The 26368-nt window shown below is 68.3% G+C and carries 23 protein-coding genes; 7 read left to right on the top strand and 16 right to left on the bottom strand.

The window, feature by feature from the left end:
- Positions 1-28: 28 nt before the first annotated feature.
- A complete protein-coding gene (locus tag HWW87_RS32315) occupies positions 29-829 on the bottom strand; it encodes an ABC transporter substrate-binding protein (protein ID WP_175823711.1) in 801 nt (266 codons plus the stop codon).
- Between the two features lie 470 nt (positions 830-1299).
- Here HWW87_RS32315 and HWW87_RS32310 point away from each other — a divergent pair, with 470 nt between their 5' ends.
- Entirely contained in the window at positions 1300-1779 is a 480-nt protein-coding gene (locus tag HWW87_RS32310; protein WP_175823710.1) for a helix-turn-helix domain-containing protein, read from the top strand.
- A 28-nt stretch (positions 1780-1807) separates the two neighbouring features.
- On the opposite strand, the gene HWW87_RS32305 is transcribed toward HWW87_RS32310, so the two are convergent.
- Entirely contained in the window at positions 1808-2482 is a 675-nt protein-coding gene (locus HWW87_RS32305) for an ankyrin repeat domain-containing protein (protein ID WP_175823709.1), read from the bottom strand.
- 186 nt (positions 2483-2668) lie between these two features.
- On the opposite strand from HWW87_RS32305, the gene HWW87_RS32300 reads away from it, so the two are divergent.
- Positions 2669-3532, top strand: a complete 864-nt coding sequence (locus HWW87_RS32300) for a LysR family transcriptional regulator (protein WP_069621693.1) — start codon at positions 2669-2671, stop codon at positions 3530-3532.
- 47 nt (positions 3533-3579) lie between these two features.
- On the opposite strand, the gene HWW87_RS32295 is transcribed toward HWW87_RS32300, so the two are convergent.
- From HWW87_RS32295 to HWW87_RS32285, 3 genes are all read right to left on the bottom strand, one after another.
- On the bottom strand, positions 3580-4053 hold the full coding sequence (locus HWW87_RS32295) for a nuclear transport factor 2 family protein (protein WP_175823708.1): 474 nt from the start codon (positions 4051-4053) through the stop codon (positions 3580-3582).
- Between the two features lie 55 nt (positions 4054-4108).
- Positions 4109-5293: an amidohydrolase family protein gene (locus HWW87_RS32290; RefSeq protein ID WP_175823707.1), complete on the bottom strand. Its 1185-nt coding sequence runs from the start codon at positions 5291-5293 to the stop codon at positions 4109-4111.
- A gap of 67 nt (positions 5294-5360) precedes the next feature.
- A complete protein-coding gene (locus HWW87_RS32285; RefSeq protein ID WP_175823706.1) occupies positions 5361-6560 on the bottom strand; it encodes an amidohydrolase family protein in 1200 nt (399 codons plus the stop codon).
- A gap of 465 nt (positions 6561-7025) precedes the next feature.
- On the opposite strand from HWW87_RS32285, the gene HWW87_RS32280 reads away from it, so the two are divergent.
- A complete protein-coding gene (locus HWW87_RS32280; RefSeq protein ID WP_175823705.1) occupies positions 7026-7676 on the top strand; it encodes a glycine zipper 2TM domain-containing protein in 651 nt (216 codons plus the stop codon).
- A 280-nt stretch (positions 7677-7956) separates the two neighbouring features.
- Positions 7957-8466 (top strand): GNAT family N-acetyltransferase, encoded by a 510-nt coding sequence (locus HWW87_RS32275; protein ID WP_175823704.1) that lies wholly within the window; start codon positions 7957-7959, stop codon positions 8464-8466.
- Positions 8467-8541: 75 nt separating this feature from the next.
- On the opposite strand, the gene HWW87_RS32270 is transcribed toward HWW87_RS32275, so the two are convergent.
- Together HWW87_RS32270 and HWW87_RS32265 are read right to left on the bottom strand one after the other, a co-directional pair.
- On the bottom strand, positions 8542-10545 hold the full coding sequence (locus HWW87_RS32270; RefSeq protein ID WP_175823703.1) for a glycoside hydrolase family 28 protein: 2004 nt from the start codon (positions 10543-10545) through the stop codon (positions 8542-8544).
- A 266-nt stretch (positions 10546-10811) separates the two neighbouring features.
- A complete protein-coding gene (locus HWW87_RS32265) occupies positions 10812-11387 on the bottom strand; it encodes a CS1 type fimbrial major subunit (protein ID WP_175823702.1) in 576 nt (191 codons plus the stop codon).
- A gap of 438 nt (positions 11388-11825) precedes the next feature.
- On the opposite strand from HWW87_RS32265, the gene HWW87_RS32260 reads away from it, so the two are divergent.
- Complete coding sequence (locus HWW87_RS32260) at positions 11826-13187, top strand: aspartate aminotransferase family protein (RefSeq protein WP_175823701.1); 1362 nt, start codon at positions 11826-11828, stop codon at positions 13185-13187.
- Positions 13188-13316: 129 nt separating this feature from the next.
- Here HWW87_RS32260 and HWW87_RS32255 read toward each other — a convergent pair whose 3' ends face one another.
- Both HWW87_RS32255 and HWW87_RS32250 read right to left on the bottom strand, forming a co-directional pair.
- The gene (locus HWW87_RS32255) at positions 13317-14501 is read right to left on the bottom strand and encodes a M20 aminoacylase family protein (protein WP_175823777.1); all 1185 of its coding nucleotides are present in this window, start codon (positions 14499-14501) and stop codon (positions 13317-13319) included.
- A 29-nt stretch (positions 14502-14530) separates the two neighbouring features.
- Positions 14531-15763, bottom strand: a complete 1233-nt coding sequence (locus HWW87_RS32250) for a diaminopropionate ammonia-lyase (protein WP_175823700.1) — start codon at positions 15761-15763, stop codon at positions 14531-14533.
- 179 nt (positions 15764-15942) lie between these two features.
- Between HWW87_RS32250 and HWW87_RS32245 the strand changes: the two genes are divergently transcribed.
- Positions 15943-16425: an Lrp/AsnC family transcriptional regulator gene (locus HWW87_RS32245; RefSeq protein WP_175823699.1), complete on the top strand. Its 483-nt coding sequence runs from the start codon at positions 15943-15945 to the stop codon at positions 16423-16425.
- A gap of 63 nt (positions 16426-16488) precedes the next feature.
- On the opposite strand, the gene HWW87_RS32240 is transcribed toward HWW87_RS32245, so the two are convergent.
- The 7 genes from HWW87_RS32240 to HWW87_RS32210 form a co-directional block, all read right to left on the bottom strand.
- Positions 16489-18213, bottom strand: coding sequence for a tannase/feruloyl esterase family alpha/beta hydrolase (locus HWW87_RS32240; RefSeq protein ID WP_175823698.1), 1725 nt, complete (start codon positions 18211-18213; stop codon positions 16489-16491).
- 33 nt (positions 18214-18246) lie between these two features.
- Positions 18247-19395, bottom strand: a complete 1149-nt coding sequence (locus HWW87_RS32235) for a porin (protein WP_175823697.1) — start codon at positions 19393-19395, stop codon at positions 18247-18249.
- A 61-nt stretch (positions 19396-19456) separates the two neighbouring features.
- The gene (mhpT, locus tag HWW87_RS32230; protein WP_175823696.1) at positions 19457-20662 is read right to left on the bottom strand and encodes a 3-(3-hydroxy-phenyl)propionate transporter MhpT; all 1206 of its coding nucleotides are present in this window, start codon (positions 20660-20662) and stop codon (positions 19457-19459) included.
- 224 nt (positions 20663-20886) lie between these two features.
- Entirely contained in the window at positions 20887-22794 is a 1908-nt protein-coding gene (locus HWW87_RS32225; protein WP_175823695.1) for a feruloyl-CoA synthase, read from the bottom strand.
- On the bottom strand, positions 22791-24239 hold the full coding sequence (locus HWW87_RS32220) for an aldehyde dehydrogenase (RefSeq protein ID WP_175823694.1): 1449 nt from the start codon (positions 24237-24239) through the stop codon (positions 22791-22793). The genes HWW87_RS32225 and HWW87_RS32220 overlap by 4 nt, the downstream gene beginning before the upstream one ends.
- Before the next feature lie 71 nt (positions 24240-24310).
- Positions 24311-25141 (bottom strand): p-hydroxycinnamoyl CoA hydratase/lyase, encoded by an 831-nt coding sequence (locus HWW87_RS32215; protein ID WP_174432568.1) that lies wholly within the window; start codon positions 25139-25141, stop codon positions 24311-24313.
- Between the two features lie 233 nt (positions 25142-25374).
- Positions 25375-25878, bottom strand: a complete 504-nt coding sequence (locus tag HWW87_RS32210; RefSeq protein ID WP_175823693.1) for a MarR family winged helix-turn-helix transcriptional regulator — start codon at positions 25876-25878, stop codon at positions 25375-25377.
- A 232-nt stretch (positions 25879-26110) separates the two neighbouring features.
- Between HWW87_RS32210 and HWW87_RS32205 the strand changes: the two genes are divergently transcribed.
- Positions 26111-26362 (top strand): PAAR domain-containing protein, encoded by a 252-nt coding sequence (locus tag HWW87_RS32205; RefSeq protein ID WP_175823692.1) that lies wholly within the window; start codon positions 26111-26113, stop codon positions 26360-26362.
- The last annotated feature ends 6 nt before the right edge of the window (positions 26363-26368 follow it).

Here is a 26368-nt window from a genome sequence, read left to right as displayed (position 1 = left end):
GTGCCTGTCGATCGAATGAGTCACGGGGTCACGGCGCCGAAGTCAGTTGCTTTGCGCCGTAGATGTCGAAGTCGAAGTATTTCGCGGCGATCTTCTGGTACGTGCCGTTCGCGCGGATCGCGACGATCGCGTCGTTCAGCCGCTTCTTCATGTCGGCGTCGCCCTTGCGTATGCCCATCGCGACGCCGTAGCCGGTGATCCGCACGTCGGTCACGTCCGGGCCCGCGAACGCGTAGCCCTTGCCGCGCGGCGTCTTCAGGAACGAGTAGCCGGCCTGCGTCTTGTCCTGGAAGGTCGCGTCGAGGCGGCCGTTGACGAGATCCTGATACACCTGGTCCTGGTTCTGGTACGAGACGATCGTCACGCCCTTGGTCGCCCATTCGGCCTTCGCGTACGCCTCCTGCGTCGTGCCCTGGTCGATCCCGACGCGCTTGCCGGCAAGCGACGCGGCGTTCGGCAGCAGCGTCGAGCCGACCGGCGCGACGAGCGCGCCCGGCGACGCATACAGCTTGTTCGAGAAGTCGATCTGCTTGAGCCGCTCGTCGGTGGCTGTCATCGCGGACATGATCACGTCGAACTTGCGCGCGCGCAGCGCCGGGATCATGCCGTCGAAGCCCTGCTCGACCCACACGCACTTCGCATGCAGTTGCTCGCAGATCGCATTGCGCAGGTCGATGTCGAAGCCGGCGAGCGAGCCGTCGGGCTGCTTCGCCTCGAACGGCGGATAGGTGGGATCGATGCCCCAGCGGATCGTCGCCGTGTCCTGCGCGAACGATGCGAGCGGCGCGAACGCCAGCGCGGTGAGGAGAAGCTTGGCAATGCGGTTCATGGCGGGTCCTTGAAAGTCTCGACGCGGCGGGCGACACCGGCGTCCGGAGGAGGCGCCGCGACGGGAATGCCGGCACGGGGCGCGAAAGACGGGGGACTTCGATGAAACTGCAATGCAGTCTAGACCGCTTGATTTTTGAGCGCAAGCGGGGAGCGCAAGAACAGGAAAGGGTGAAGGCGGACAGGAGCCGGAAGCTTGGCACAGCGCTTGATTTTCGGCCGCAAAGCAGAGATTTTTGTGGGTTTACCCTGCGCGACGCACATCCGCCACAGAGCGTGTTTCCCCGAATATTCGCGGAACGGCGATGTCTATACAGGCGATTGACGCGGCGCTTTTTCCTGGCATGTTTTCAGCGGCATTGGCGGTGCGCCCTATACCGCACGGCAAATCGCTCTAACGCGAGAACGCGCTCGACGATGCAAGATATACCTTACATTCATGGGTTGCTGAATCCGCGCCGGAGGACCCGTATGCAACTCAACGAGATCGGTCAGGCCGTGGCAAAACGGAGAGCCGAGCTGCATCTCACGCAGGCTCAACTTGCCAGGCTCGCCGGGCTGTCTCGCCTCACCGTCAACCAGCTCGAAACGGGGAAACTCAAGGATCTCGGCATCAACAAGCTGATTCCGTTGCTTGCGTTGCTCGGCATCGAGCTCGTGACCCATGCGCGGCCCGCTCAAAGGGGCCTCTACAAGGCCGTCGTGAGTGCGAACGTCAGCTACAAGGGTGAATTGACCGAGCGTCGACTGATCGAGGCATTGGCCACGGGGAAAATCCCTGCGGGATATGAGTCGCAATTCGCCGCCATCCTCGACGAGGTGCCGCTCCCCGTCGTAGTCAAGGCGGCCGAGGAAGCTGCGGAACGCTCTGGCACCCCGCTGCGGTCCATCTGGAAAAACCTTGCCGCATGGTCGCAGGCGCTGCACCTCTATCGGAAAGTCTGGGTCTGACCGCAGCACCTTCCTGCCACCGCTGAACCTACCGCGCCCCCGCCGCCACCAACACCCGCTCGATCGCCCCATACCCCCGCTGCCGCGCATGCTGCAGCGGCGTCACGCCGTTCGAGTCGGCCAGATCGACGTTCGCGTGCCCGTCGACGAGCAACTGCACGATCCGCACGTACCGCTCGCTGCCGTCGCCGAGCATGATCGCCTCCAGCAGCGCAGTCCAGCCGAGGCGGTTCACGTGGTCGACGTTCACGCCCGCATCGATCAGCGTGCGCACCGTATCGACATGCCCGCGCTCCGCCGCCGGAATCAACGCGGTGCCGCGATACCGGTTCGTGCTGCGCAGGTCGGCGCCGTGCGCGAGCGTCATCCGCAGGATGTCGAGATAGCCGCGCGCACCGGCATACAGATACGGGCTGTCCTGGATCGCATCCTTCGCGTTGACGTCCGCGCCCGCCTCGATCAGCACGCGCGCCGCCTCGACGTGATTGCCGTGCGTCGCGATCAGCAACGCGGTGCGGCCCAGCCCGTCGCGCGAATCGATCTGCGCGCCGCGCTCGAGCAGCGTGCGCACTTCGCCCGCGTCGCCGCGGTCGGCCGCGCCGCGCAGCCGGCCTTCCAGCGCGCCGCCATCGGCGGCGGCCACGGCCGACGTGAGCGTGGTCAATGCAAACGAGCCGATGATCGCGATCCGTTTGAAAAACATCCGGTTTCCTCCTGGCGTGCCCGCGCTCGCCGATGCGCGGCCGGTACGATGCGTCAGGCGCTTCGAAGGCGCCGCGAAACGCCGCGCCGGGTCCGGCGAAACCGCGATTGCCCACGGCGTCCGGCCATGTTAAAAGTCGTCGCACGCATTTGGAAATGAAATGTTCGAATCCACAGAAGTGCAAAAATGAATAGACCTCTGTTCGACATCGACCTGCTGCGCGCGCTGGTGATGGTGGCCGACTGCGGCAGTTTCACGACGGCTTCCGCGCGCCTGCATTCGACGCAGTCGACGGTCAGCCAGAAGGTGCGCCGGCTCGAGGAAATCGCCGGCCACCGCCTGCTCGATCGCGGCGCGCGCGACGTGCGGCCGACCGACGCGGGCGTGACGGTGCTCAGCTATGCGCGGCGCATGCTCGCGCTGAACGACGAGATGCTGGAGGCGCTGTCGGGCGCGACGGTCGCGCTGACGATCCGGCTCGGCGTGCCCGACGATTTCGCGGCGGGCCGCACGACGCACGCGCTCGCGGCGTTCAAGCGCGAGCATCCGCAGGTGAAGCTCGAAGTGACGTGCGGGCTGAGCCGCGACATCAGCGCCGCGTACGATCGCGGCGAACTCGACCTCGTGCTGATCAAGCAGCGGCGCGACAGCCGCGAGGCCGTCGTGCGCTGGCCGGAGAAGCTGCGCTGGATCGACAGCGCGAAGCATCCGTCGATCGATCTCGACCCGGTGCCGATCGTCGTGTTCCCGCCACGCGGGCTCTATCGCGACGACATGATCAAGGCGATCGAGGAGCGCGGCCGCCGCTGGCGGATCAGCTTCACGACGTCGAGCCTGAGCGGGATCCAGGCGGCCGTCGCGGACGGGCTCGGCATCAGCGTACTGCCCGCGCGCGTGGTGACGGACGAGCATGTGGTGCTGACCGCGAAGCAGGGCTTCGCGCCGATCGAGCACATGGACATCGCGATCCTGCACCGGCCGACGGCCGACCCGATGGTCAGCGCGCTGACGAAGACGCTCGCGGCGATGCTGGAACTCGAAGGGCGGTAGGTGAAGCGGTCGTGATTCAGGCGCACGGCTTGCGTGGCCCGCCCGCGTCAGAACATCGTGTTGCCGTTCGCCGCCTGCTCGGGCACCGGCTGGTTGACGTCCCAGTGTTCGACGATCTTGCCGTGCTCGAGCCGGAAGACGTCCATGATCGCGCTGCCGCGCGTGCCGGGTTCGCGCACCGCGTGCACGTGCAGGATCACGAAGTCGCCGTCGACGAACGAGCGTTTGATCTCGCTGTGCGACTGCGGATATTTGTCGCGCAGGAACGCGACGAACTTGCGGAACCCTTCGCGGCCGTCGGCCGCGTTCGGGTTGTGCTGCACGTAGCGATCGCCGACATACGCGAGCGCGGCGTCCGCATCCTTCTCGTTCAGCCCTTTCTCGTAGAACGCGAGCACCGTGCGCCGGTTGGCTTCCTGCTGCGCGTCGGCCGGGCCGGCCGCCACCGCATGCGCGGCGGTCACGGCGAACAGGGCCGCCGCCATCCATCGTGCGGCCCGTGCCGCTGTCGTGCGTCGCATCGTCGTCTCCCGGAAATCCGGCTGAAAACCGGATCATACCGGGGCGACGCGACGCTCAGACCAGCGTGCCGTTGCGCGCGACGATCTTCCCGGACGACACGACGAGACGCCGCACCGGCCGCGCGACGACGGCCTCGGCGAACGTCGACGCATCGACGAGCACGACGTCCGCGCGGCCGCCCGGCTGCAGCCCGTAATCCGCGAAACCGCAGCCGCGCGCCGCGCCGTGCGTCACGCAGTCGAGCGCGACCTCGAGCGAATCGTCGCGACGGAAATCGTTGCGTATGCCGATCAGCATCGCGCGTTCGAGCATGTCGGGCGAGCCGTACGGCGTCCACGTGTCGCGCACGCCGTCGTTGCCGCCGATCACGGTCACGCCCGCCGCACGGCACGCAACCACCGACGGCACCGGCACCGCCGCCGGCGCGGTCGTGACGATCGCGACGCCGAGCGCGGCCATCCGCGCGAGCAGCGCATCGCGCTCGCGTTCGGCGATATCGCCAAGACAGAAACCATGGCTGATCGTGACCTTCCCGTGCATGCCGTGCGCCGCGGTGCGCTGCAGGATCAGGTCGAGCGAGTACGCGCCCATCGATCCGCGCTCGTGCAGATGGATGTCGAGCCCGCGGCCGTGGCGTTCGGCGATCGCGAACAGCACGTCCACCGCCTCGACCGGATCGCCTTCGATCGCGCACGGATCGAGCCCGCCGAGCAGGTCGGCGCCGGCGTCGAGCGCGTCGGACAACAGCGCATCGGTGCCCGGCCGCTTGAGCACGCCCGATTGCGGAAACGCGACGATCTGGATCTCGACCTGCCCGCGCAGCGTCTCGCGCGTGGCCAGCACGCCGTGCAGATGGCGCAGCCCGGCTTCGGTATCGACGTCGACGTGCGTGCGGATGCGCGTCGTGCCGGCCGCGAGGAAGGCACGCGCCAGCGCGAGCGATGCGGCGCCCGCGTCATGGCCGCTCGTCGCGCGATAGCGGCGTTCGTTCTCGATGCGGTCGACGAGGCGCGGCCCGACCTGGTTGCGATACCACGGCATCCCCCAGTGGGTCTTGTCGAGGTGCGTATGGCCTTCGATGAGGCCGGGCAGCGCCAACGCGCCCGCGCCGTCCTCGATCGCGCAGCCGGCGGGAGCGTCGAGCGACGGGCCGACGCGCGCGATGCGATCGCCTTCGATCAGGATATCGAGCGCAGCGTCGGCGTTCGTGCGGACATTGCGGATCAGCAGGTTCGTCATGTCGGTTCCGGTCGGGTCGGTCAGTGCCAGGCGGACACGGCGCGTGCCGTGCCGCCGGTCGGGTCGGTCAGCGCGTGAAGCGCAGCGACGGCGCGAACGGTGCGCCCGTATCGCTTTCGCCGCGGCGGAATACCCAGCGTTCGGCCGGCACGCCCGCGACGGCCGCCGCCGCATTCGGCGCGCGTACCGCGACGAAGCTCGCGTCGCAACCGACAGCGATTCCGTAGTTCTCCTTGCCGATCACATGCGCGCCGGCGTGCGTCGCCATGTCGAGTGCGATGCCGAGCGCTTCGTCGGTGTAGAAGCCCGACCGGTAGCCAACCATCATCGCGCGCTGCAGCATGTCGCCGTTGCCGTATGGCCACCACGCGTCGCGGATGTTGTCGTTGCCCGCGAACACGTGCACGCCCGCGTCGCGCAGCCGTTGCACCGGCGGGAACGCGCAGTCGCCCGGCGCATTCGTCAGGATCGACACGCCGGCTTCGGCCAAAGCCGCGGCCGTACGCTGCACGTCGTCGTCGCTCACCTGGCCGAGCGCGTACGCATGGCTCACGTTCACGCGCCCGCCGAGCCCGGCCGCGCGCGTACGCGCCGCGATCCGCCGCAGTTGCGCGATGCCCGTCTCGCCCGGCTCGTGCAGGTGGATGTCGATTTTCGCGGCGCGCTTCTCGGCGATGCCGAACACGATGTCGAGCTGGCCGTCCGCGTCGCCGTCGAGCGTCGTCGGGTCGATCCCGCCGACCACGTCCGCGCCTTCGCGCACGGCTGCATCGAGTATCTCGGCGGTGCCCGGGCACGTGATCACGCCGGCCTGCGGAAACGCGACCAGTTCGATGTCGACGATCCCGCGCCATTGTTCGCGCGCGGCCATCACGGCCTGCAGGTTCGACAGGCCCGTCGTCGCATCGACGTCGACGTGGCTGCGCATCGCGATCGTGCCGAACGCGGCGGCCTGCGCGATCAGCGCGTTCGCACGCTCGACGATCGGCGGCGCGGCCGCGAGCTGGCGCTTCTCGACCGCGAGCCGCTCGCGCAGCGAGCCGACCGGTTCGTGCGGCACCCAGCGATCGCCGACGAAGCTCTTGTCGAGATGGATATGGCCGTCGACGAAACCGGGCAGCACGACGCGGCCGTCGAGGTCGATCGTCTGCGCGCCCGGCGCGGCTGCGCAATCGGCGCCGATCGCGGCGAAGCGGCCGTCACGGACGACGAGGTTGACGGGCTGGCCGCCGGCGTCGACGGCGTTGATGAAGAGTCGTTCGGTCATGGCTTGGAATGTGGGGCGGTCGCGGCGCGACACCCGCGCGGACAGGGGAAGGAACCGCGGCCGGCGCGGCGCGACCGTTGGCAGGGAATCCGGCCACGATATCGGACGCCGCCGCGCGAGGCCAATTAAATGTCGCGATGCCGCGCATTCGATTTCGCGATGCGCGGCGCGCAGGCCCAGCGGGCGGGGTGCGGCGATGGGGCGCGATCGACGTGGAAAGGACTGAAATGTCGCTGGCAGCGCATCGGCCGCGTCGCCGGCACGCGGCCGCCGGGAAGCCGCGTCGCGCCGTTGCCGGCCGGGGCGTCGACACCCCGCCCGACCGGCGATTTACGCGGCAACAGACTTTACACGTTGTTACCCGGCCGCACCGGACGCGCATCCACCCATTCCTTATACTCACGCCGAGTTCGCCACCCGTGTCGGGAATCCATCGGCGGACACGTTGCCGATGCAGGAAACATCATGATGCGCATGCCTTCCACGAAGACCGTTCTGTTCGCCTCGCTCGTCGCCGTGGCGGCGCTTCCGCTCACCGCCTGCGTCGCGCCCGGCTACTACGGCGCGCAGCCGGGCTATCCGCAGCAGCAGCAATACGCGACGCCCGGCTATGCACAGCCCGCGTATTCGCAACCGGGTTACGTGCAGCAGCAACCGGCGTATCCGAACCAGGCGCCGCAACCGTACGATCAATACGGCAACCCGTCGCAATACGGTTCGCAGCCGTATGACCAGTACGGCAATCAGCAACAGCAATACGCGAACCCGTACGGCGCGCAATACGGCACCGTCACGAACATCCAGCCGGTCAACGGCTCGGTCGCTCCGTCGGGGGTCGCCGGCACCGTCGTCGGTGCGCTGGTCGGCGGCCTGGTGGGCAACCAGTTCGGCCGCGGTCATGGCCGCGATGCGGCGACGGTGATCGGCGCGCTCGGCGGTGCGGTGGCGGGCAACCAGATCGGCCAGCAGATGGGCGCCGCGCAAGGCCCCAGCAGCTACCGGATCGACGTGCAGGTCAGCGACGGCTCGATGCGCTCGTTCGACGTGCAGTCGCCGGGCAACCTGCGTCCGGGCGACCGCGTGCAGATCAACGGCAATCAGCTGTCGCGCTATTGATTCCGCCGGCGTGCGCGTGAGTTGATCGCGCGCACGTCGCCTGTTTGACGTCATGCGCCGGACTGGCGCGACGGCGCACGCGCTTGACGCGCGCCCTCCTTGATCGCGGTACGACGCGCCGACATCACCGCCCTCTCCGTTCACGATCGTGCGCGCAGTCCGTGCGACGCACCGCACATCGCCACACGGCATCCGGATTCCTATTAGGATAAGGACGATGCATCCCGCGACCGCAGCAGCGGCGCGTCGGCATGCATGCCCCTCAACCGGAATGCTCCCGATGACGATCACGATTCGCCTGCTCGACGCGGCCGACGCCGCCTGTTTCCGAACCGTCCGCCTGCGTGCGGTCGACACCGCCCCCACGTCCTTCCTGCCGACGCTCGACGAAGAGTCGCAGGTGCCGGTCGACGAATTCGCCAAGCGCCTCACGCCGACCCAAGCACAGGCCGTGTTCGGCGCGTTCGACGGCGATACGCTCGTCGGCATCACCGGCGTGCGCCGCGATGCGCGCACGAAGATCGCGCACAAGGCGACGATCTGGGGCGTGTACGTCGACGCCGCGTATCGCGGGCAACGCATCGCGCAGGCGCTGCTCGACAGCGCGACCGGGCATGCGGCGAATGCGTGGGGATGCAGCCAGCTGATGCTGTGCGTGAACGAGGTCAACCCCACCGCGGAGCGGCTGTATGCGTCGCAGGGGTTCGTGCGGTTCGGCACGGAGCCGCGCTCGATGTGCGTCGATGGCCGCTTCTACGACGAGCACTACATGATCAAGACGCTGGCATAACGCATTCGTATTCGCGTTCGCGTGCGTGCACCGACCGGTTGCACGCACGCGAACGCCGTGGCGTGTTGCCTCATCTCACCGCTTGTCGGTGATCGTCGTGTTGACGACCTGCCCGGCGATCGTCACGTTCGTCAGCGTCATCGCGCTCACGTTGAACGCATAGATCGGCCCCGGCGACGTGACCGTCGGCGCGCCTGACGCCACCGGCGTGCCAAAGTCGCAATTGCTGATCGTCACGCCGGCGATCGGCTGCACGGCAGGCGTGGGCGGCGTGCCGTTGTAGTCGAATGCGACCGGCCCCTGCGCGACGATCGCCTGGAAGCACGACGCGCTCACACCGTTCAGCGTCACGTTGCTCGCCTTCACGTCGGCGATCGTCACGTCCTGCACGACCGGCGCGCGCGTGCGCACCGCATCGTTCGCCGGCTGGTAGTCGCAGTCGAACGTGACGATGCCGCCCTGCGCCGCCGACGGATTGCCGGCCGACGGCGTGACGACGCCGAGCGGCACGCTCGCGTTGACCGGGCTGCCCGCGAGCAGCGCACTGCCGTAGCCGCCGCCCTTCAGCGTCACGCCGTTCGGCAACGTGACGCCCTTCACGTGGAAATCCTTCACGTAGCCGCCGCGGTTCATGTTGGTCTTCACGCGAATTGCGATGTTCAGCGGGTTGGTCTGCCAGTTCGCGTTCAGCATCGACAGGTTCGTCGCATAGATCTGCTCGACGCCGCCGCCCATCTCGCTGCCGAGCGTGATGCCGCCGTGCCCGCTGTTCATCGTGCAGTTGCGGATCAGGTGCCGCTTCGCGGGCCCGTATTCGGTGTCGCGGTCCTTGCCCGACTTGATCGCGATGCAGTCGTCGCCGGTGTTGAACGTGCAGTCCTCGCACAGCACGTCGGTGCACGCGTCCGGATCGAAGCCGTCGTTGTTCGGGCCGATGCTGTTGGTCGTCACGCCGCGGATCACGACGTTGCGGCTGGCGGTCGGATGGTGCTGCCAGAACGGCGTGTTCTGCGTCTGGTAGTTCGCCATCAGCACGTTCGTGCAGCCGATGAATTCGACCATGCACGGCCGCAGGTAGTGGCCGAGGCCGAAGATGCGCTTCTCCACCGGCACGCCGGCCTCGGACAGCGCGGGCAGGTAGTTCTGGTCCTGCTGCCACGGCGTGACGGGCGACGTCAGCAGCGCATAGAGCGCGTCGGGAATCGCGGGCGCGACGATCCGCAGGTCGACGTTGTTCGGGTTCGTGGTGTTCTGGGCCGGCACCGTCGCGCTCGCGCCGTATGCGCCCGACGAGCCCTTGTAGGTCCACCAGCAGACGCTGTTCGCGCCGCTGCCGGAGAACGGCGTCATCGCCTGCCCGTTGAGCACCGACGTCGGGCCTTCGCCGGTCAGCGCGATGTTCGTCGCGTTGCGCGCGTAGACGGGCGCGCCGTAGTTCAGGCAATCGTTCGCCTGCCAGCGGCTGTAGTACAGCCGGCCGTTCGCGCCGCAATCGACCGGGCCGTCCTTCGCGTAGTCGGCCGGGTTCGGGCTGAAGTAGATCGCGCAGTTCGCGCTCAGGTGGAACGTGACATTGCTCTGCAGCACGATCGGCCCCGCGCAGTACCAGGCGCCGGACGGCACGACGACCCGGCCGCCGCCTTCGCGCCGGCATGCGTCGATCGCCGCGAGAAACGCCGGGCGCGAATCGAATGCGCCGGGCGCGGTCGTCAGCTCGGAGCCGGGGCTGACCGGCGATTTCGCGGCCGGGTACGGCGACGTCTGCGCGACCGTCGCGCACGGACGTGCGCCGTAGCGCGTCACGTCGAAGTCGCGCCCGCGTCCGCGCCGCGCGAGCCGCGACACGTGCGCGAGCGATGCGGCGATGCGCGCCGCCGCGCCGTGCTCGCCCCACACGAGATCGACCGCCGACGCATCGGGCGTCGCGCCTGCCGCCAGCGCCCGGGTGGCCGCGAACGGTCCGCCGAGCATCGCGCCGCCGGCGAGCGCGCCGGTCCAGCCGATGAAGGCGCGGCGCGATACCCGTTTCGATGCGGGCGATCGGACGGACGAAGACGAACGGCGGCGATGGGCGGCCATGGGCGGCACTCCTTCGGGGTAACGGGTATCGATGCGCCGTCGGCGGATCGTTATTTATACGTCGTCGTACTACATTGCGCAGTCTAGACGTGATCGGCGCAGGGCACGTATTTGTCGTTTACCCTGTTATTTTCTGACTTCATGTGACGAATGTGTGCGCACACTCACATCGATGAACAAGTCTTTAGAGATATGTTGTCGTATGTTTATGCGCAAAAACTTTTACTGAATCGCCCCGGCCGACGATGTCCGCCGGGGCGATTTTCCTACTCGCCAGCCGCCGCGACCGCCCCCTTCGCCGGCTCGCGCCCCGCCGAAGCTGCCGGCTCGAACACCAGCACCAGATCGCCGCGATAGCGCCCATTGGTCGACGCCGTCCCGCCGACAGCCGGCGCTTGTGCGCTGACCTTGACGTTGCGGGTTTCGTCGTAGCCGTCGAAGCCGTCGTGCCCGGGCTTCACCAGCGTGAGCGTGCGAGCGGCGCCGGGCGCGATTTCCGCGTCTTCGGCCTTGCCCGTCAGCACGACCTTCGCATTGGCGAGGTCGTCGCGACCGTTCGACAGGCGCAGCGGCTGCAGCAGCGTGACGTTGATATCGGGCGTCGTCGTGCGCACGCGGATCGGCAGCGTCGTCGCGAATGCCTGCCGCGTGCCGTCGGTCACGTTCAGTTCGACCACGTCGTACGCGGAGTCGTCCGGCTTCGATACGAACAGGCTGTCGCCGATATGCGCGACCAACGTGATGGTCTTGACGACCGCTTGCGGCGACGTCGAGCCCGCATGGGCGATGCCGGTCAAGGCGCCACATGCGACGAGTGCGGTGAGAGAAGTTCGGATTTTCATTGTGTAGTCCCGCATTCCGGAGGGTTGGGATTCGGGCGCCCACGCCTTCCTTTGCCGGAAAATCCGGAACCTGCTTATCCCGAAATTAACCGGCACGATCCCCGTGGCATTCGATGCGCCCAGCCGCGACGCGTACGATCGAGTCGGCTGGATTCGATCGCAAACAGGTAACAGATTCGCGCAACAACCAATACTAGCCTTGTTGTGCGAACCCTCCTCGCCACGGCATGCAACAACGATAGGTTGCGAGAAGTCCGTTAAAAATCCATGGAAACCTTCACGGGTTTTTACGGCTTTCATTTACCAGTGCCATCTTGAAATCAAATAGGACGCACGCGCGAATTCCCCCGGCCTAATCCGCGTCGGTCATTCCGCCTCTGGTCAGCCCCGCGCCAACCGCGCTATCGTTTCCCTATCCGCACAGCCCAGGAGCTGCCTTTGCCTACCCGCCACGGAGTCGACCTCATCCGCGCCGGCGCGCTGTTCGATCGCGAGCGCCACGCGTTCACCGAAGCCATGCCGGTCTCCCGCGCGCTGTCCGCGGAAGCGTCCGAGCACTTGCTGTTCGGCGTGCCGTTGCACTGGATGCAGGACTGGTCGACCCCGTTCTCGCTCTACGTGAAGGAAGCGCGCGGCGCGACCTTCACCGATGTCGACGGCCATCGCTACGTCGATTTCTGCCTCGGCGATACGGGCGCGATGTTCGGCCATGCGCCCGAACCGGTCGCGCGCGCGCTCGTCGAGCAGGCCACGCGCGGCTACACGACGATGCTGCCGAGCGAGGACGCCGCGTGGGTGTCGCGCGAACTCGCGCGCCGCTTCAGGTTGCCGGTCTGGCAATTCGCGCTGAGCGCGAGCGACGCGAACCGCTTCGTGCTGCGCTGGGCGCGCGCGGCCACCGGCCGCAACACGATCGTCGTGTTCAACGGCTGCTATCACGGCACGGTCGACGACGTGTTCGTCGATCTCGTCGACGGCCGCCCGGTGCAGCGCGACAGCCTGCTCGGGCAGTCGTACGACCTGCTCGCGAACACGCGCGTCGTCGAATTCAACGATCTGGCCGCGCTCGAAGCGGCGCTGAAGGGCGGCGATGTCGCGTGCGTGCTCGCCGAGCCCGCGATGACGAACATCGGCATGGTGCTGCCCGACCCCGGCTTCTGGGAGGCCGCGCGCGAACTGACGCGCCGCCACGGCACGCTGCTGGTGATCGACGAGACGCACACGATCAGCAGCGGCCCCGGCGGTTACGCGGTCGCGCACGGTCTCGAACCGGACATGCTGGTGGTCGGCAAGCCGATCGCGGGCGGCGTGCCGTGCGCGGTGTACGGGTTCAGCGCCGAATTCGCGGAACGCGCGAAAGCGGCGAAGCTGAACGCACCGCCCGGCCATTCGGGCATCGGCACGACGCTCACCGCGAACATGCTCGCGATGCATGCGATGCGCGCGACGCTCGCCGAAGTCGCGACCGACGCCGCGTATGCGCACATGTTCGCACTCGCTGGGCGGCTCGCGACGGGCCTCGAACACGCGATCGCGACACACCGGCTGCCGTGGTGCGTGACGCGCATCGGCGCACGCACCGAGTTTCAGTTCGCGTCGGTGCCCCCGCGCAACGGCACGCTGGCCGACGCGCAGCTCGACAGCGAACTCGAGCACATCGTGCACCTGTACCTGCTGAATCGCGGTGTGCTGATCACGCCGTTCCACAACATGATGCTCGTGTGCCCGCAAACGACGGCCGACGATGTCGACCGGCTCGTTGAGCAATTCGATGCGTGCCTGGGGGAACTGGCCGGTTGATCGAATGCGACGACGGATGATCCTCGACGCGCCGGCAACCCGGTGCGGTCGAGCATCGATGAGTCGTCGATGACGAAGGTGCACCGCACGCGCAGCGAACCGAATACGCAGCGACCCGCACCCGCCCCGCTACACTCCCTTCAACGCGCGCCGCGCGACTTCCGCGAAATAGCGCGCGCCGATCGGCAAAATCTCGTCGTTGAAATCATACGTCGCGTTGTGCAGCGGCACGCCGCCCTGCCCGGCCGCTTCGCCGTTGCCGATGAACACGAAATTGCCCGGCACCGCCTGCAGGAACGCGCCGAAATCCTCCGAGATCATCATCGGCTGCACGTCGGCGTTCACCGCGTCGGCGCCCGCGACATGCGCGGCGGCCTGCACGGCCGTGTCGACCCATTCCGGTGAATTCACCGTCGGCGCGAACTCGTGCGTGTAGTCGAACGTGCAGGTCGCGCCGTGCGTGCGGCAGATCCCTTCGCTGATCTCGCGCATCCGCGTTGCCAGCAGCGCCTGCACGTCGCGCGAATAGCTGCGCGTGTCGCCCTTGATCGTCACGGTCGACGGCAGCACGTTGCGCAGCCCGTCGGTGATGAATTCCGTGCACGAGATCACCGCCTGCTGGCCCGGGTCGAGATTGCGCGACACGATCGTCTGCAACGCGAGCACGATCTGCGCGCCGATCACGATCGGATCGATGCCCATGTGCGGCCGCGCCGCGTGCGTGCCGCGCCCGTCGATCCGGATCACGAAATTGTCTTCGCTCGCCATGATGCCGCCCGCACGCGTCGAGAACGTGCCCGCGCGCATGCCCGGCATGTTGTGCGCACCGAAGATCGCGTCGACCGGAAAGCGCTCGAACAGCCCGTCGGCCATCATCGCCTTCGCGCCTCGGCCGTGTTCCTCGGCCGGCTGGAAGATGAAGCGCACCGTGCCGTCGAAATCCTTGCGCTCGGCGAGCAGCTGCGCGGCGCCGAGCACCATCGACATGTGGCCGTCGTGCCCGCACGCATGCATCTTGCCCGGCGTGCGCGACACGTGTTCGCGGCCCGGCGCGTGCTCGGCGATGTTCAGTGCATCCATGTCCGCGCGAATGCCGATCGCGCGCGTGCCGGTGCCGGCCGACAGGTTCGCGACGAGCCCGGTGCCGCCGATGCCGCGATGCACGTCGAGCCCGAGCGTCGTCAGGATCCGCGCGACGTAGTCCGACGTGTTCACCTCTTCGAAACCCGTCTCCGGATACTGGTGCAGATGGCGGCGCCAGTTCTTCAGTTGCCCGTGCAGCGTGCTTCCTTCAATTGCGTCGGTTTCATCCATCGCGTTCGCCTCGTCGGTCGTCATGTCGTTCAGGCCGCCACCACCGCGCGGCTCAACCAGTCGCGCTGGCGCGCGAGCACCGCGTCGGCCGTCTCGCCGATGCAATTCCGGTACACGGACGGCGCGGTCGCCCCTTCCGTGTTGATCGCCAGCACGCGCGCATTTGCGTCGAGCCCGACCTGCCGCGCGAGCGCCGGGTCGCGCATCAGCACGTCCAGCCCCGCCACGCCGGCCGCGCCCGATTCGCCGACGACGAGCGGCACGTCGCGTTCGCTGCCGGCTGCAAGGCCGCGCATCGCCTGCACCGCGTCTTCGTCGTCGATCAGCATGAAGTGATCGATGCACATCTCGAGGAAATCCCACGCGAGCGGCGACGCCTCGCCGCACGCGAGCCCGGCCATCACCGAATCGACGCTGCCGGTGGCCTTCGTCGCGCGCCCGGCCAGCGCGCTCTGGTACAGGCAATCGGCCTGGCGCGGCTCGACGACGATGAAGCGCGGCCGCTGCACGCCGTCGCGCTCCCACAGGTAGCTCGCGATGCCTGCGGCGAGGCCGCCCACGCCGCCCTGCAGGAACACGTGCGTAAACGGCCGCCCGTCGTCCTCTGCGGCCTGCGCGACCGCTTCGGCGGCGATCACGCCGTAGCCTTGCATCACGTCGCGCGGAATCGCTTCGTAGCCGTCGTACGACGTATCCGACACGACGTACCAGCCGTTCGCCTGCGCGAGCTGCGCCGCGCAGACGACCGATTCGTCGTAGTTCCCCGCGATGCGCACGATCCGCGCGCCGTACGCCGAGATCGCGCGTTCGCGCTCGGCGTCGACGTTCGCGTGCAGCACGATCACGCAGCCGCAGCCGATCGCGCGCGCGGCGGCGGCCAGCGCGCGCCCGTGATTGCCGTCGGTCGCGCTGATCACCGTCAGGTCGGCCAGCTCCGACGCGTAGCGGCCGGTGACGAGCCCTTGCGGATCGAAATCCTGCGTGCGCCGCAGCCGCTTCACGAGCCGCACCAGCGCGATCGGCGCACCGAGCGCCTTGAAGCTGCCGAGCGGCGAGCGGCACGACTCGTCCTTCACGCTGACGCTCGCGACGCCGAGCCGCGCGGCGAGATCGGGCAGCGCCCGCAGCGGCGTGCGCGCGTTGCCGACGAGCGGCCAGTGCGCGAGCCATGCGCCGCTTTCGTCGGCCGACGCGATGTTCATCACGCGGCGCAGCGCGTGGGGGTAGGTGGTGCGCGACGCGCGCGGGTTGGCGATCAGCATGGCGAAAGGCTCGGGATCGGGACCGCGCGGGCGGTCCATCAGGTGGGTCGGATCGGGCAGGCGCCGGTTGCGCTCGCCGTCGGTGGGAAAATAATATTGCGCATGCCGGTCAATAAAATCGCCAAATCGACGGCTCCGACGCAAAAATTTCTCATTCTTTCGAGGTTTGACCCGCCATCATGACGCCCCCTCTCGATGCGTTCGATCGCAAGCTGCTGATGGAAGTCCAGCGCGACGCGCAGACGCCGCAGGCCGAGCTCGGCGCGCGCGTCAACCTGTCGACCGCCGCGGTGAACCGGCGGCTGCGGCGCCTCGCGGAAGACGGCGTGATCGAGCGCTATACGGCGGTCGTCGCGCCGGAGAAGGTCGATCATCCGCTGACGATCGTCGTGAACGTCGAGGTCGAAAGTGAGCAGATCGACCAGCTCGACGCGATGAAGCGCGCGTTCGAGCGCTGCCCGCAGATCCAGCAGTGCTACTACGTGACGGGGGAATGGGATTTCGTGCTGATCCTCGCGGTGCGCAACATGGATCAGTACAACGCGCTCACGCGCGAGCTGTTCTTCGCGAACAACAACGTGAAGCGGTTCAAGACGCTGGTGAGCATGAGCCGCGTGAAGGTCGGGCTCGAGGTGCCGGTCGATATCGATCCCGGCGAATGAAGGCGGCAACGAAACGGCCGGCGCGCGATAGCGTGCGCCGGCCGTTTCTCATCGACGGCTACGTCAACGACAACTGAAGCTCGCCGCCGAATTCACGTCGCCCGAGCCGTTGTAGCGCGCGACCTGCGGATACGGGCACAGCGGGCGGGTACGCCCAGCGCCCCACGACGTCGGCACGTCAGCGTTCGGCACCGCGTTCGTCGAGTCGCGCGCGGTAGCAACGACCGCCGCGGGCGCCTGCCCCTGTTCGACCCACGCGACGAGCGGCGTCAGCATGTCGAACTGGTCGGCGGCCGGCCCGCCCGCGCAGTGGTTCATCCCCGGCACCGGATAGAAGCGTGCGAAGCTCGACGCATCGCCGCCATTCGCCTGCGCGACCTGCGCGTACCAGTCGCGCGTGTCGTTGAACGAGAACACCGGGTCGCCGGTGCCGTGATAGACGAGCAGCTTCGCGCCGCGCGCCTTCAGCGCGGACAGGTTCGTCTCGTCGGGCGGCGTCATGAACGACCACGCGGATTGCGTGTACACGCCGTTCGTCGCGAAGATCGCCGGCGCATCGTTGTCCATGTCGAAGCCGAGCGCGAAGCCGGGCAGGTTCGCGAGCGCCGCGGCGGTTTTCGGCGGCGTCATGAACGTGAACGCCATCGCGGCCGGATCGAGCGTGATCGACGCCGATTGCTTCCACGACGCCCAGCCGCCGGCAGCCACGCCCGGATCGTACGGAAAGCTCGCGTACAGCGCCGTGCCCGCGCTGTTGCGCGCACCGGCGAACACGTTCTCGAGTGCGGTTTTCTGCGCAGGCGTCAGGCAGGCGCCCGTGCGCGTGCCGTTCGCGCAGGTCGGGATATCGGCATCGACGCTGAAGTGCGCCTGGCACGCGGCGACGTCCTGCACCATCCCGTCCGTCGCGCCGTCGAGCGCATCGCATTTGTCGAGGATCTTCGCGCCGACGAACTGGCGTTCCGCATCGTTGAAACCGCTGCGGATATCCGGCAAACCGTTCGATCCGGTGGCCGACGCGATCTTCGCGAACTGCTGCGCGCCATACATCTCGCCGATCGCCGCCTTCGGCAGATGGAAGCCCGGATCGCCCGCGATGATGCCGTCGTAGTCGGCCGGGTTGCGCACCGCCGTGACCATCGCGTGACGGCCGCCGTTCGAGCAGCCGCCGAAGTAGCTGCGATCGGGCGCCTTGCCGTACGCGAGCCGGATCACCTGCTTCGCCATCGGCGTCAGCGCATCGACGGCGCCGTAGCCGTAGTCGATCCGCGCCTGCGGATCGAGGCCGAACAGCGGATTCTGCGCGGCGCTGTGCCCGGAATCCGAGCTGATCACCGCGAAGCCCTGGCTCAGTGCGTTCGTCAGCGGGCCGCCGCCGCCGATCTCGCCGGTCGCGGTCACGACGTTGCCGTCGAGCCCACCGTTCGCCTGGTAGAAGAAGCGGCCGTTCCACGCTTTCGGCAAGCGCATCTCGAAGCCGATCGCATAGGTCTTGCCGTCCACTGCGCTCACGCGCTCGTTCATCTTCCCTGCGATCACGCAGTGCTCGGCGACCGGCTTGCCGGCCACCGTCAGCGCGCCGGCAGCCGCGGTCGTCACCGACGTGAACGACGTGTTCGCATACGCGAGCTTCGCGGCGAGCGCGTCGCAGGTCTGCGCCATCGCGGCCGGCGTCGCGGCGCTCAGGTGCGTGGGCGCGGCGCCGATCGAATCGTCGCCGCCGCAACCGGCGAGCACGGCCGCGGCGGACAACGGCGCAATACAGAGGAATGCAGATTTCCTGTTCAAGATAACTCCCGTTCGGTTCGTCACGCCGGTGAATCAGAACATGTGCCGCACGCCGACCATCGCGCCGAGCTGCCCCATCCCTGCGCCGGGCGTCGTGCCGGGCCCGCCGCCGCTGACCGAGTAGCGCGCGTGCGCGCTGTTCCACAGATACGACGACTGCGCATAGACGGCCGTGCGCTTGGTCAGCAGATAGGTCGCACGCAGCGTCGCCATCGTCGCGCGCGTGTCGTGCGCGCTGTTGACGATCCGGTAGCCTTCGCCGTCGACGACGAAATCGGGTTTCACTGCATACGACGCGCCGACGAAGAACAGGTCCGAATGCGCGCCGGCCGCGGCCGGCGAACCGGTCGACACGCGCCGCCCGATCCAGCCCGCGCCGATCTTCGCGCCGGCCGCCTGCGCATACGCGCTCACGTGCGTGCGGGCATCCTTGCCGCCGCTGCTCGTGAACGGGACGGGCGCGACGCCGTCGAAGAAGTTCGCGGCCGCGCCGGTGCCGCCGCGCTGCTCCTCGTACGACGCCGCCGCACCGAAATACGCGCTGTCGTACTTGAGCATCACCGACCAGTTGCGGCACTGGACGGCGTCGCCCGGCACCTGGCCCGCGCACGTGCCCTGCCCCGGCGAGTTGCCGGTGCCCGCGCCGTCGCGGCCGAACGAATACGCGGCGCCGAGCGTCACGCCGCGATACGTGCCGACGTAGGTCATCGCGTTGTCGGCGCGCCCGTTCGGCACGTACGCGTCGAACGAGCCGAGCCCGTAGATGTCGGGACCGATGATGTCCGCGCCCTGCAGCGCGAGGTAGGTCATCGTGTACTGGCGGCCGAACGCGAGCGTGCCGAAGCCGCTCTTCAGCCCGACGAACGCCTGCCGCCCGAACAGCCGGCCGCCCTGCCCGAGATCGCCTCCGCGCACGTTGAAGCCGCTTTCGAGCGTGAACACCGCCTGGTAGCCGCCGCCAAGATCCTCGGTGCCGCGCAGCCCCCAGCGCGACGGCAGCTCGCCCGTCACGCCCGGCATGCGCACCACGTGGTCGCCGGCCGCGTTCGCGTGCGACACGAATTCGACGCCCGTATCGATGATCCCGTATAGCGTCACGCTCGACTGCGCATGCGCGCCCGGCGCGGCGAGCGCGCAGCACGCGCCGGCGGCCAGCAGGCCGTTCCTTGTCTTCGTCTTCATCGTTGCGTCTCCAGACCTTGAGTAAGCGCGCTCTGACGGCGCGCATTGAAAAATCGAAACCTCAGTCGCCGGCTTGCGGGCGGCGAATCAGCACGAACGCAGCGAAGGCCGCGACGAGCGTGACGGGGATGCTCGCGCCGATCACGACGGGCGCGCTGCGGCCCGCGGCCAGCAGCGTCGCGGCCGCAAGCGGCCCGACGACGGAGCCGAGCCGGCCGACCGCCACCGCCGCGCCGACGCCGGTGCCGCGCATCGCGGTCGGGTAGTAGATCGCCGCGAGCGCATACAGCACCGACTGCCCGCCGACCACGAACATCCCGGCCGCGAACGCGGCCGCCGCGAGCGACGCGAAACCGGGCGCGGCCGCGAGCGTGGCGAGCGACAGCACGATCCCGACATACATGCCGCCGACCACGCGCGACGCGCGCATCCGGTCGAGCGCCGCACCGATGCCGAGTGCGCCGAGCCCCGCGCCGACGTTGAACGCGATCTGCACGAGGCCGACGTGGGCGCGATCGAGCCCGCGCGAGGCCATCAGCGACGGCAGCCAGTTCAGCAGGAAGTAGAGGACGATCAGCGTGCAGAAGTAGCTGACCCACAGCGCGACCGTCGACGTCGTACGGCCGTCGCCGAACAGCGTGCGTGCGACGCTGGTGCGTGCGGCCTGCGTGCCCGCGACGTCGAGATACGCGCGCGATTCCGGCAGGAACCACACGAGCAGCGGCACGAGCAGCAGCGGGCCCACGCCGCCGACGTAGAAGATGTGCCGCCATTCGGTGTCGCCCGCGAGCAGCACGCCGATCACCGATGCGATCACGCCGCCGAACGGGATCCCGCAGTACATCGTCGCGACCGCGCTGCTGCGCGAGCGCGGCTCGACCGCTTCGGACGACAGCGCGATCAGGTTCGGCATCGCGCCGCCGAGGCCGATGCCGGTCAGCACGCGCACGACGACCAGCATCGCGAAGGTCGATACCTGCGCGGTCGCGATCGACAGCAGCCCGAACAGCACGACCGACGCGATCAGCACGCGCTTGCGGCCGATCCGGTCGGCGAGCCGCCCGCCGAGCATCGCGCCCGGCAGCAGCCCGAAGGTGCCCGCGCTGAACGCGATGCCCATCTGCGATACGGACAGCCCGAATTCGCGCGCCATTCGCGGCGCGGCGACGCCGACCGACTGCAGGTCGAGCCCTTCGAGGAGAGCGATCGCGAAACACAGCGCGAGCGTGGTCGCGACCGTGGATTTTTCGGCAACGTAGGTGTTCATTCTGTCTCCAATCCCATGTCTTGTAGTCGGTCGGCCGTGCAACGACCGCCGCGCGCCGCCGCCGGCCAGTGGCGGATCGGCGCGCGAGGTGGTGTCGTATGAACGGCTGCCTTTATCAGGCAACCTGATTCACTGGCCGCAAGCGTGCCTGCCGGTGTCGTGGCCGGCCGGTCGTTGTGCCTGCTTGTTGCTGCTTACTACTGCTTGCTGTTCGTGCGTGCTGCTTACGCGTAAATCACGTCGGGATCGCGCCGCGCCGGGTCGTACAGCGCGTCGATCATCGCCGCGCGATGCTTCTGCACGGCCGCCTGGTTCAGCGAACCCTTGTCGGTCACTTCGCCGAGATCGAGCGACGGCGGCGTGTCGACCAGCCGGATCCGCGCGACGAACGTCGAGCCGCCGCTCGCGTTCCGGTTCAGCGCGGCGAGCCACGCCGCGAACGCCGCACGCACGGCCGGCGCGCGCAGCACGTCGGTCACGGACGCATCGGCGGCGAGCCCCGCCAGCGCACGGCATGCATCGACGCGCGGGAACACCAGCAAGCCGATGTCGTCGCGATCGATCCCGGTGACGACCACGTCCTGCACGTACGGCGCGCCGGTCGACACCGCGTTCGCGCGCAACGGCCCGACGCTGACGAACGTGCCGCTGCTCAGCTTGAAATCCTCGGTCAACCGGCCGTCGAACAGCAGCCCGAGTTCCGGCCGCGCCGGATCGGCAAAGACGCCCGCGTCGCCGCTGCGGTAATAGCCTTCTTCGTCGAACACGTCGCGCGGATCGACCTCCGCGTGCCAGTAGCCGCGCATCACGTTCGGCCCCTTGAAGCGCAGTTCGTGCTTGCCGCCGCACGGTACGAGCTTCGCGTCGCAGCCGGGCGCGGGCAGCCCGATATAGCCGGCGCGCATCAGCGGCCCCGTCGTGAACAGGCACGACGGCGACGCCTCCGTCATCCCGAGGCCGGCCATGATCCGGATGCGCTCGCCGCAATGCGCTTCGGTCACGCGGTCGAGCCGGTCCCACGCGGCCTGCGACAGCCCCGCGCCGCCGAAGAAATACAGCTTCACGCGCGAGAAGAACGTGTCGCGCAGCGCGGCATCGCGTTCGAGCGCGGCGGTCAGCTCCTCCCAGCCTTTCGGCACGTTGAAGTAGATCGTCGGCGCGATCTCGCGCAGGTTGCGCACGGTTTCGTCGAAGCGGCCGGGCATCGGGCGGCCGTCGTCGATATACAGCGTGCCGCCGTTGTACAGCGCGATGCCGAGGTTGTGACTGCCGCCGAACGTGTGATTCCACGGCAGCCAGTCGACCAGCACCGGCGGTTCGCGCGTGAGTTCCGGCATCGTCTGGCGCAGCATCTGCTGGTTGCTGCACAGCATCCGGTGCGTGGTCGGCACGGCCTTCGGCTGCTTCGTCGAACCGGACGTGAACAGGATCTTCGCGAGATGGTCGGGGCCGACCGCCGCGTGGATCGCGTCGATCGTGCGCGGGACGGTGGCGAGCAGGCGCGACAGCGGTAGCGCGCGGGCCTCGGCATCGGCATCCGCATCCGCATCGCGCGCGACGATCAGCGCCGCATCGGCCGGCAACGTCGCGTCGAGCGCACGCGCGAACGGCGCGCGTTCGGCGACGAACACCGCGCCCGGCCGCAGCACGCCGAGCGTGTGACGCAGCTTGCCGTAGTCGGTCGACACCAGCGAATACGCGGGCGAGATCGGCGAGTACGGCACGCCGGCCAGCATCGCCGCGAACATCAGCTGCAGGTGCTCGAGATCGTTGCCGGACAGCACCGCGAGCGGACGTTCGGCCGACAGCCCGAGATCGACGAGCCCCTGGCCGAGCGCGCGGGCGCGTTCGAGCATCTGCGCGTAGGTGATCTCGATCCAGTGCCCGCCGGCGCCGCGCCGCGCGGCCAGCACGCGGTCCGGATGCGCTTGCGCGCCGCGCACGAGGCAGTCGGTGATGCGTGTCGGGTAATCGCCGAGCGGCTCGCGCGAGCGCAGGTACCAGGTACCGTCGTCGTCGCGGCGAATCTCGGCCGCACCGACCGCGACGGCGGCCGCGCGATAGCGCACGCCGCCCGTGTCGGTCACCGGCCCGCTGGCGGGCGTCGCAACATTCATCGTCGTCTCGCTCATATTGGGTAGTGCCGCGGCGTGGTCTGCACCGTGATCCAGCGCAGCTCGGTGAATTCGGCGATCGACGCGCGGCTGCCGAAGCGGCCGTAGCCGCTCGCCTTCGTGCCGCCGAACGGCATCTGCGCTTCGTCGTGCACGGTCGGCCCGTTGATATGGCAGATCCCCGATTCGATCCGCCGTGCGACCGCCATTGCACGCGCGATATCGCGGCTGAACACGCTCGCCGACAGCCCGAACTCGCTGTCGTTCGCGAGCGCGACCGCTTCGTCGTCGCTATCCGCACGCAGGATCGCGACGACCGGCGCGAAGGACTCCTCGCGATAGAGCCGCATGTCGCGCGTGACGCCGTCGACGATCGCGGGCTGCATCGTCGCGCCTTCCACACGGCAGCCGAGCGGCAGTTGCGCGCCATGCGCACGCGCATCGTCGACCAGCGACGCCGCGCGCGCGGCGGCCGACGCATCGACCATCGTGCCGAGCGGATGGCCGGCCAGCGGATCGCCCGCGACCAGCGTGCGCGCCTTCGCGGCGAGCCGCTCGACGAGCGCATCGGCGATCGGTCGCGCGGCGATCACGCGCTCGGTCGACATGCAGATCTGCCCCTGGTTGAAGAATGCGCCGAACGCGATCGCGTCGACGGCCGCGTCGAGATCCGCATCGTCGAGCACGAGCACCGGCGCCTTGCCGCCGAGTTCGAGCAGCACGGGCTTCAGGTGCGTGGCCGCGTGGCGCGCGATGATGCGGCCGACGTGCGTCGACCCGGTGAAGTTGATCCGCTTCACGTGCGGATGCGCGATCATCCGCTCGACGAGTTCGGGTGCATCGGCCGCCGCGTGCGTGATCACGTTCACCACGCCGGCGCCGAGCCCCGCTTCGTCCAGCACCGCGCCGATCAGCGCGTGCACGCCCGGGCACGCTTCCGACGCCTTCAGCACGACCGTGTTGCCGCAGGCGAGCGGCATCGCCAGCGCACGCGTGCCGAGGATCACCGGCGCGTTCCACGGCGCGATGCCGAGCACCACGCCGCACGGCACGCGCATCGCGAGCGCGAGATTGCCCGGTACGTCGGACGGGATCACGTCGCCGGCGATCTGCGTCGTCATCGACGCGGCCTCGCGCAGCATGTTCGCCGCGAGCGTCACGTTGAAGCCGAGCCAGCCGGGCGTCGCGCCCGTTTCGGCCACGCCGGTCGCGATGATCTCGTCGATGCGCGCGTCCATCAGGTCGGCCGCCTTCAGCAGCCAGCGGCGCCGCTCGGTCGGCGCAAGCGCCGCCCATGCGGGGAACGCGCGGTGCGCGGCGTCGATGGCCGCGTCGGCGTCGGCCACGCCGGCCGCCGGCGCGTGCGACGCGAGCGCGCCCGTCGCGGGGTTGAAGCGGTCGAAGGTGCGGCCGTCGCGGGCGTTGCACCACTCGCCGCCGATCAGCATCCGTCTGTCGGTCATGTCGTCTCCTGCCTTGCCTGTCTCTTGCGATTACGCCGGCGGTGATGCCGGCGGCTGCGTCGGCGCTTGTCTCAGCGCTTGTATGCCTGCAGGCCCGGCTTGATCGTCTTGTCGTCGAGGAACTGCTTCAGCCCCTGCTCGCGGCCGCGCTCCGGGTCGCGCAGTTGCGCCTGGTCGAGCTTCGCATACAAGTAATCCTCGCACTGTTCCCACGTGAGTTCGCGCGAACGCTTGAATCCATGCTTCGCCGCGCGCAGCACGACCGGGTTCTTGTCCATCAGCCGCGCGGCGAGCGCGATCGTCGCGTCACGCAGGTCGGCGAGCGGCACGCTGCTGTTCACGAGGCCCATCTCGGCCGCTTCCGCGCCGGTGAACGTGTCGCCGGTCATGATGTAGTGCAGCGCGCGGCGATGCCCGACCGTGTCCGCCATCGCCTTGCTGACGAGGTTGCCCGGCGGGATGCCCCAGTTGATCTCCGACAGCCCGAACACTGCGTCTTCCGCCGCGATCGCGAGGTCGCACGCGACGAGCGGCGAGAACCCGCCGCCGAAACACCAGCCGTTCACCATCGCGATCGTCGGCTTGTTGTACATCCGCAGGCGGCGCCACTGCCAGTCCGATGCGTCGCGGCGCACCTTTTCCTGCAGCGCGTCGGAGCCGCCGTCGATCTCGCGGAAATATTCCTTCAGATCCATGCCGGCCGTCCACGCGGCGCCCGCGCCGGTCAGCACCAGCACCTTCGCCTCGTCGTCGAACTCGACCGCGTCGAGGACTTCCAGCATTTCCCGGTTCAGCGTCGGGCTCATTGCGTTGCGCTTCTCGGGGCGATTCAGCGTGACCCACGCGATGCCGGCCTCCACTTTCACTTCAACGGTCTGCCAGCGGTTGTCGTACTTGCTCATGTCTGTTCCTGTCGTTCGTTCCTGTGCGATTCGGTGCGCAGCATGCCTGCTGCGGACGACTTCATTTAATATCAGGCTACCTGATATTGCAAGCGGCACGAGCGCCGGTGTAAACCCGGAGCGGAAAGCGGAGAAAGCGTTGGGGAAATCGGGGAGCGGTCGGGCAACCGTCGATGGCGCGTACGAAGCGAGCGGGGCCCGGCGGGCTCGCGTCGTGAAAATCGGGGAAGCGGTCAGCCGCGCAGGTTGCGCGAGAACAGTTCGAGCGCGTGCTGCACGTGCGCGGCGTCGTCGGCCGCGATGTCGCCGAGCATGCGTGCCTCGAGCGGACGCAGCACGGCTTCGCATTCGCGCAGCATCGTCGCGCCTGCATCGGTCAGCGTCAGCAGGATGATGCGGCCATGTGACGGATCGGCTTCGCGCGTGACGAAACCGCGGGCGGCCATCACGCTCATCACCTCGTTCGCCGATTGCGGCGTGATCCACGAGCGCTCGGCCAGCTGCGCGTTCGACGATGCGCCGCGCGCCTCGAGCACCGACAGCGCCGTGTATTGCGCGAGCGTGATGCCGAGCGGCGCGAGTGCGTCGGTCATGTGACGGCGCAGCAGCCGGTCGAGGCCGCCGATCACGTAGGTCAGGCGTTGTTGCACGCGCGCCTTCGGCTTGTCGGCCGTCGCGCGGGCGGCGTTCTTGGCGGCGTTTTTCTGATTCGCGGGCTTGGTCGGGGCGGAACTCATGGTGCGGGCAGGATGGAATTGCGGGCCATCTTACCAGCAGGTCCGGGTGGAATCGCGTAGTCGCGACGCCAATCTCAACGCGCATCCATGTCCGCAGCGGGATCGTATAAGTACGAATTTATCGGTCGATCTACTAATCAAATTATCGAAAACGGTCGATTTCCATCTTGAAAATTGTGCATCACATCGTGGCGAGGTAAAAGAACGGCTTCATTCCTCGCACGAGTCATCGATGAAGAACGCACAAGGCCGCGACATGGTTCGCCTAGGAGACGCCACCGATCATGGCGGCACCGTCATCGAAGCCGCCGATGATCTCAAGCATCTCGGCATTGGCGTGGCACTGGACGGACACGGCGTGGCTTGCTCGAAATGCGGCGGCGTCTTTCCGCTGCTTGCAAGCGGCCCGCGTACGCACCGTGGCCGCCTGGTCGGATATCTAGACGACAAGACCGGGTGCGGCGCCACGGTCGTCGGTGCCTGACGCAAG

The organism is Burkholderia sp. BCC0419 (assembly GCF_902830285.1).
Lineage (GTDB): Bacteria > Pseudomonadota > Gammaproteobacteria > Burkholderiales > Burkholderiaceae > Burkholderia.
This window is presented reverse-complemented; position numbering and strand designations above follow the sequence as displayed.

What these genes read in the sequence shown, in the direction of transcription:
- HWW87_RS32315 (WP_175823711.1), bottom strand. Translation starts at nt 829, where the DNA reads ATGAACCGCATTGCCAAGCTTCTCCTCACCGCGCTGGCGTTCGCGCCG.
- HWW87_RS32310 (WP_175823710.1), top strand. Translation starts at nt 1,300, where the DNA reads ATGCAACTCAACGAGATCGGTCAGGCCGTGGCAAAACGGAGAGCCGAG.
- HWW87_RS32305 (WP_175823709.1), bottom strand. Translation starts at nt 2,482, where the DNA reads ATGTTTTTCAAACGGATCGCGATCATCGGCTCGTTTGCATTGACCACG.
- HWW87_RS32300 (WP_069621693.1), top strand. Translation starts at nt 2,669, where the DNA reads ATGAATAGACCTCTGTTCGACATCGACCTGCTGCGCGCGCTGGTGATG.
- HWW87_RS32295 (WP_175823708.1), bottom strand. Translation starts at nt 4,053, where the DNA reads ATGCGACGCACGACAGCGGCACGGGCCGCACGATGGATGGCGGCGGCC.
- HWW87_RS32290 (WP_175823707.1), bottom strand. Translation starts at nt 5,293, where the DNA reads ATGACGAACCTGCTGATCCGCAATGTCCGCACGAACGCCGACGCTGCG.
- HWW87_RS32285 (WP_175823706.1), bottom strand. Translation starts at nt 6,560, where the DNA reads ATGACCGAACGACTCTTCATCAACGCCGTCGACGCCGGCGGCCAGCCC.
- HWW87_RS32280 (WP_175823705.1), top strand. Translation starts at nt 7,026, where the DNA reads ATGATGCGCATGCCTTCCACGAAGACCGTTCTGTTCGCCTCGCTCGTC.
- HWW87_RS32275 (WP_175823704.1), top strand. Translation starts at nt 7,957, where the DNA reads ATGACGATCACGATTCGCCTGCTCGACGCGGCCGACGCCGCCTGTTTC.
- HWW87_RS32270 (WP_175823703.1), bottom strand. Translation starts at nt 10,545, where the DNA reads ATGGCCGCCCATCGCCGCCGTTCGTCTTCGTCCGTCCGATCGCCCGCA.
- HWW87_RS32265 (WP_175823702.1), bottom strand. Translation starts at nt 11,387, where the DNA reads ATGAAAATCCGAACTTCTCTCACCGCACTCGTCGCATGTGGCGCCTTG.
- HWW87_RS32255 (WP_175823777.1), bottom strand. Translation starts at nt 14,501, where the DNA reads ATGGATGAAACCGACGCAATTGAAGGAAGCACGCTGCACGGGCAACTG.
- HWW87_RS32250 (WP_175823700.1), bottom strand. Translation starts at nt 15,763, where the DNA reads ATGCTGATCGCCAACCCGCGCGCGTCGCGCACCACCTACCCCCACGCG.
- HWW87_RS32245 (WP_175823699.1), top strand. Translation starts at nt 15,943, where the DNA reads ATGACGCCCCCTCTCGATGCGTTCGATCGCAAGCTGCTGATGGAAGTC.
- HWW87_RS32235 (WP_175823697.1), bottom strand. Translation starts at nt 19,395, where the DNA reads ATGAAGACGAAGACAAGGAACGGCCTGCTGGCCGCCGGCGCGTGCTGC.
- mhpT (WP_175823696.1), bottom strand. Translation starts at nt 20,662, where the DNA reads ATGAACACCTACGTTGCCGAAAAATCCACGGTCGCGACCACGCTCGCG.
- HWW87_RS32225 (WP_175823695.1), bottom strand. Translation starts at nt 22,794, where the DNA reads ATGAGCGAGACGACGATGAATGTTGCGACGCCCGCCAGCGGGCCGGTG.
- HWW87_RS32220 (WP_175823694.1), bottom strand. Translation starts at nt 24,239, where the DNA reads ATGACCGACAGACGGATGCTGATCGGCGGCGAGTGGTGCAACGCCCGC.
- HWW87_RS32215 (WP_174432568.1), bottom strand. Translation starts at nt 25,141, where the DNA reads ATGAGCAAGTACGACAACCGCTGGCAGACCGTTGAAGTGAAAGTGGAG.
- HWW87_RS32210 (WP_175823693.1), bottom strand. Translation starts at nt 25,878, where the DNA reads ATGAGTTCCGCCCCGACCAAGCCCGCGAATCAGAAAAACGCCGCCAAG.
- HWW87_RS32205 (WP_175823692.1), top strand. Translation starts at nt 26,111, where the DNA reads ATGAAGAACGCACAAGGCCGCGACATGGTTCGCCTAGGAGACGCCACC.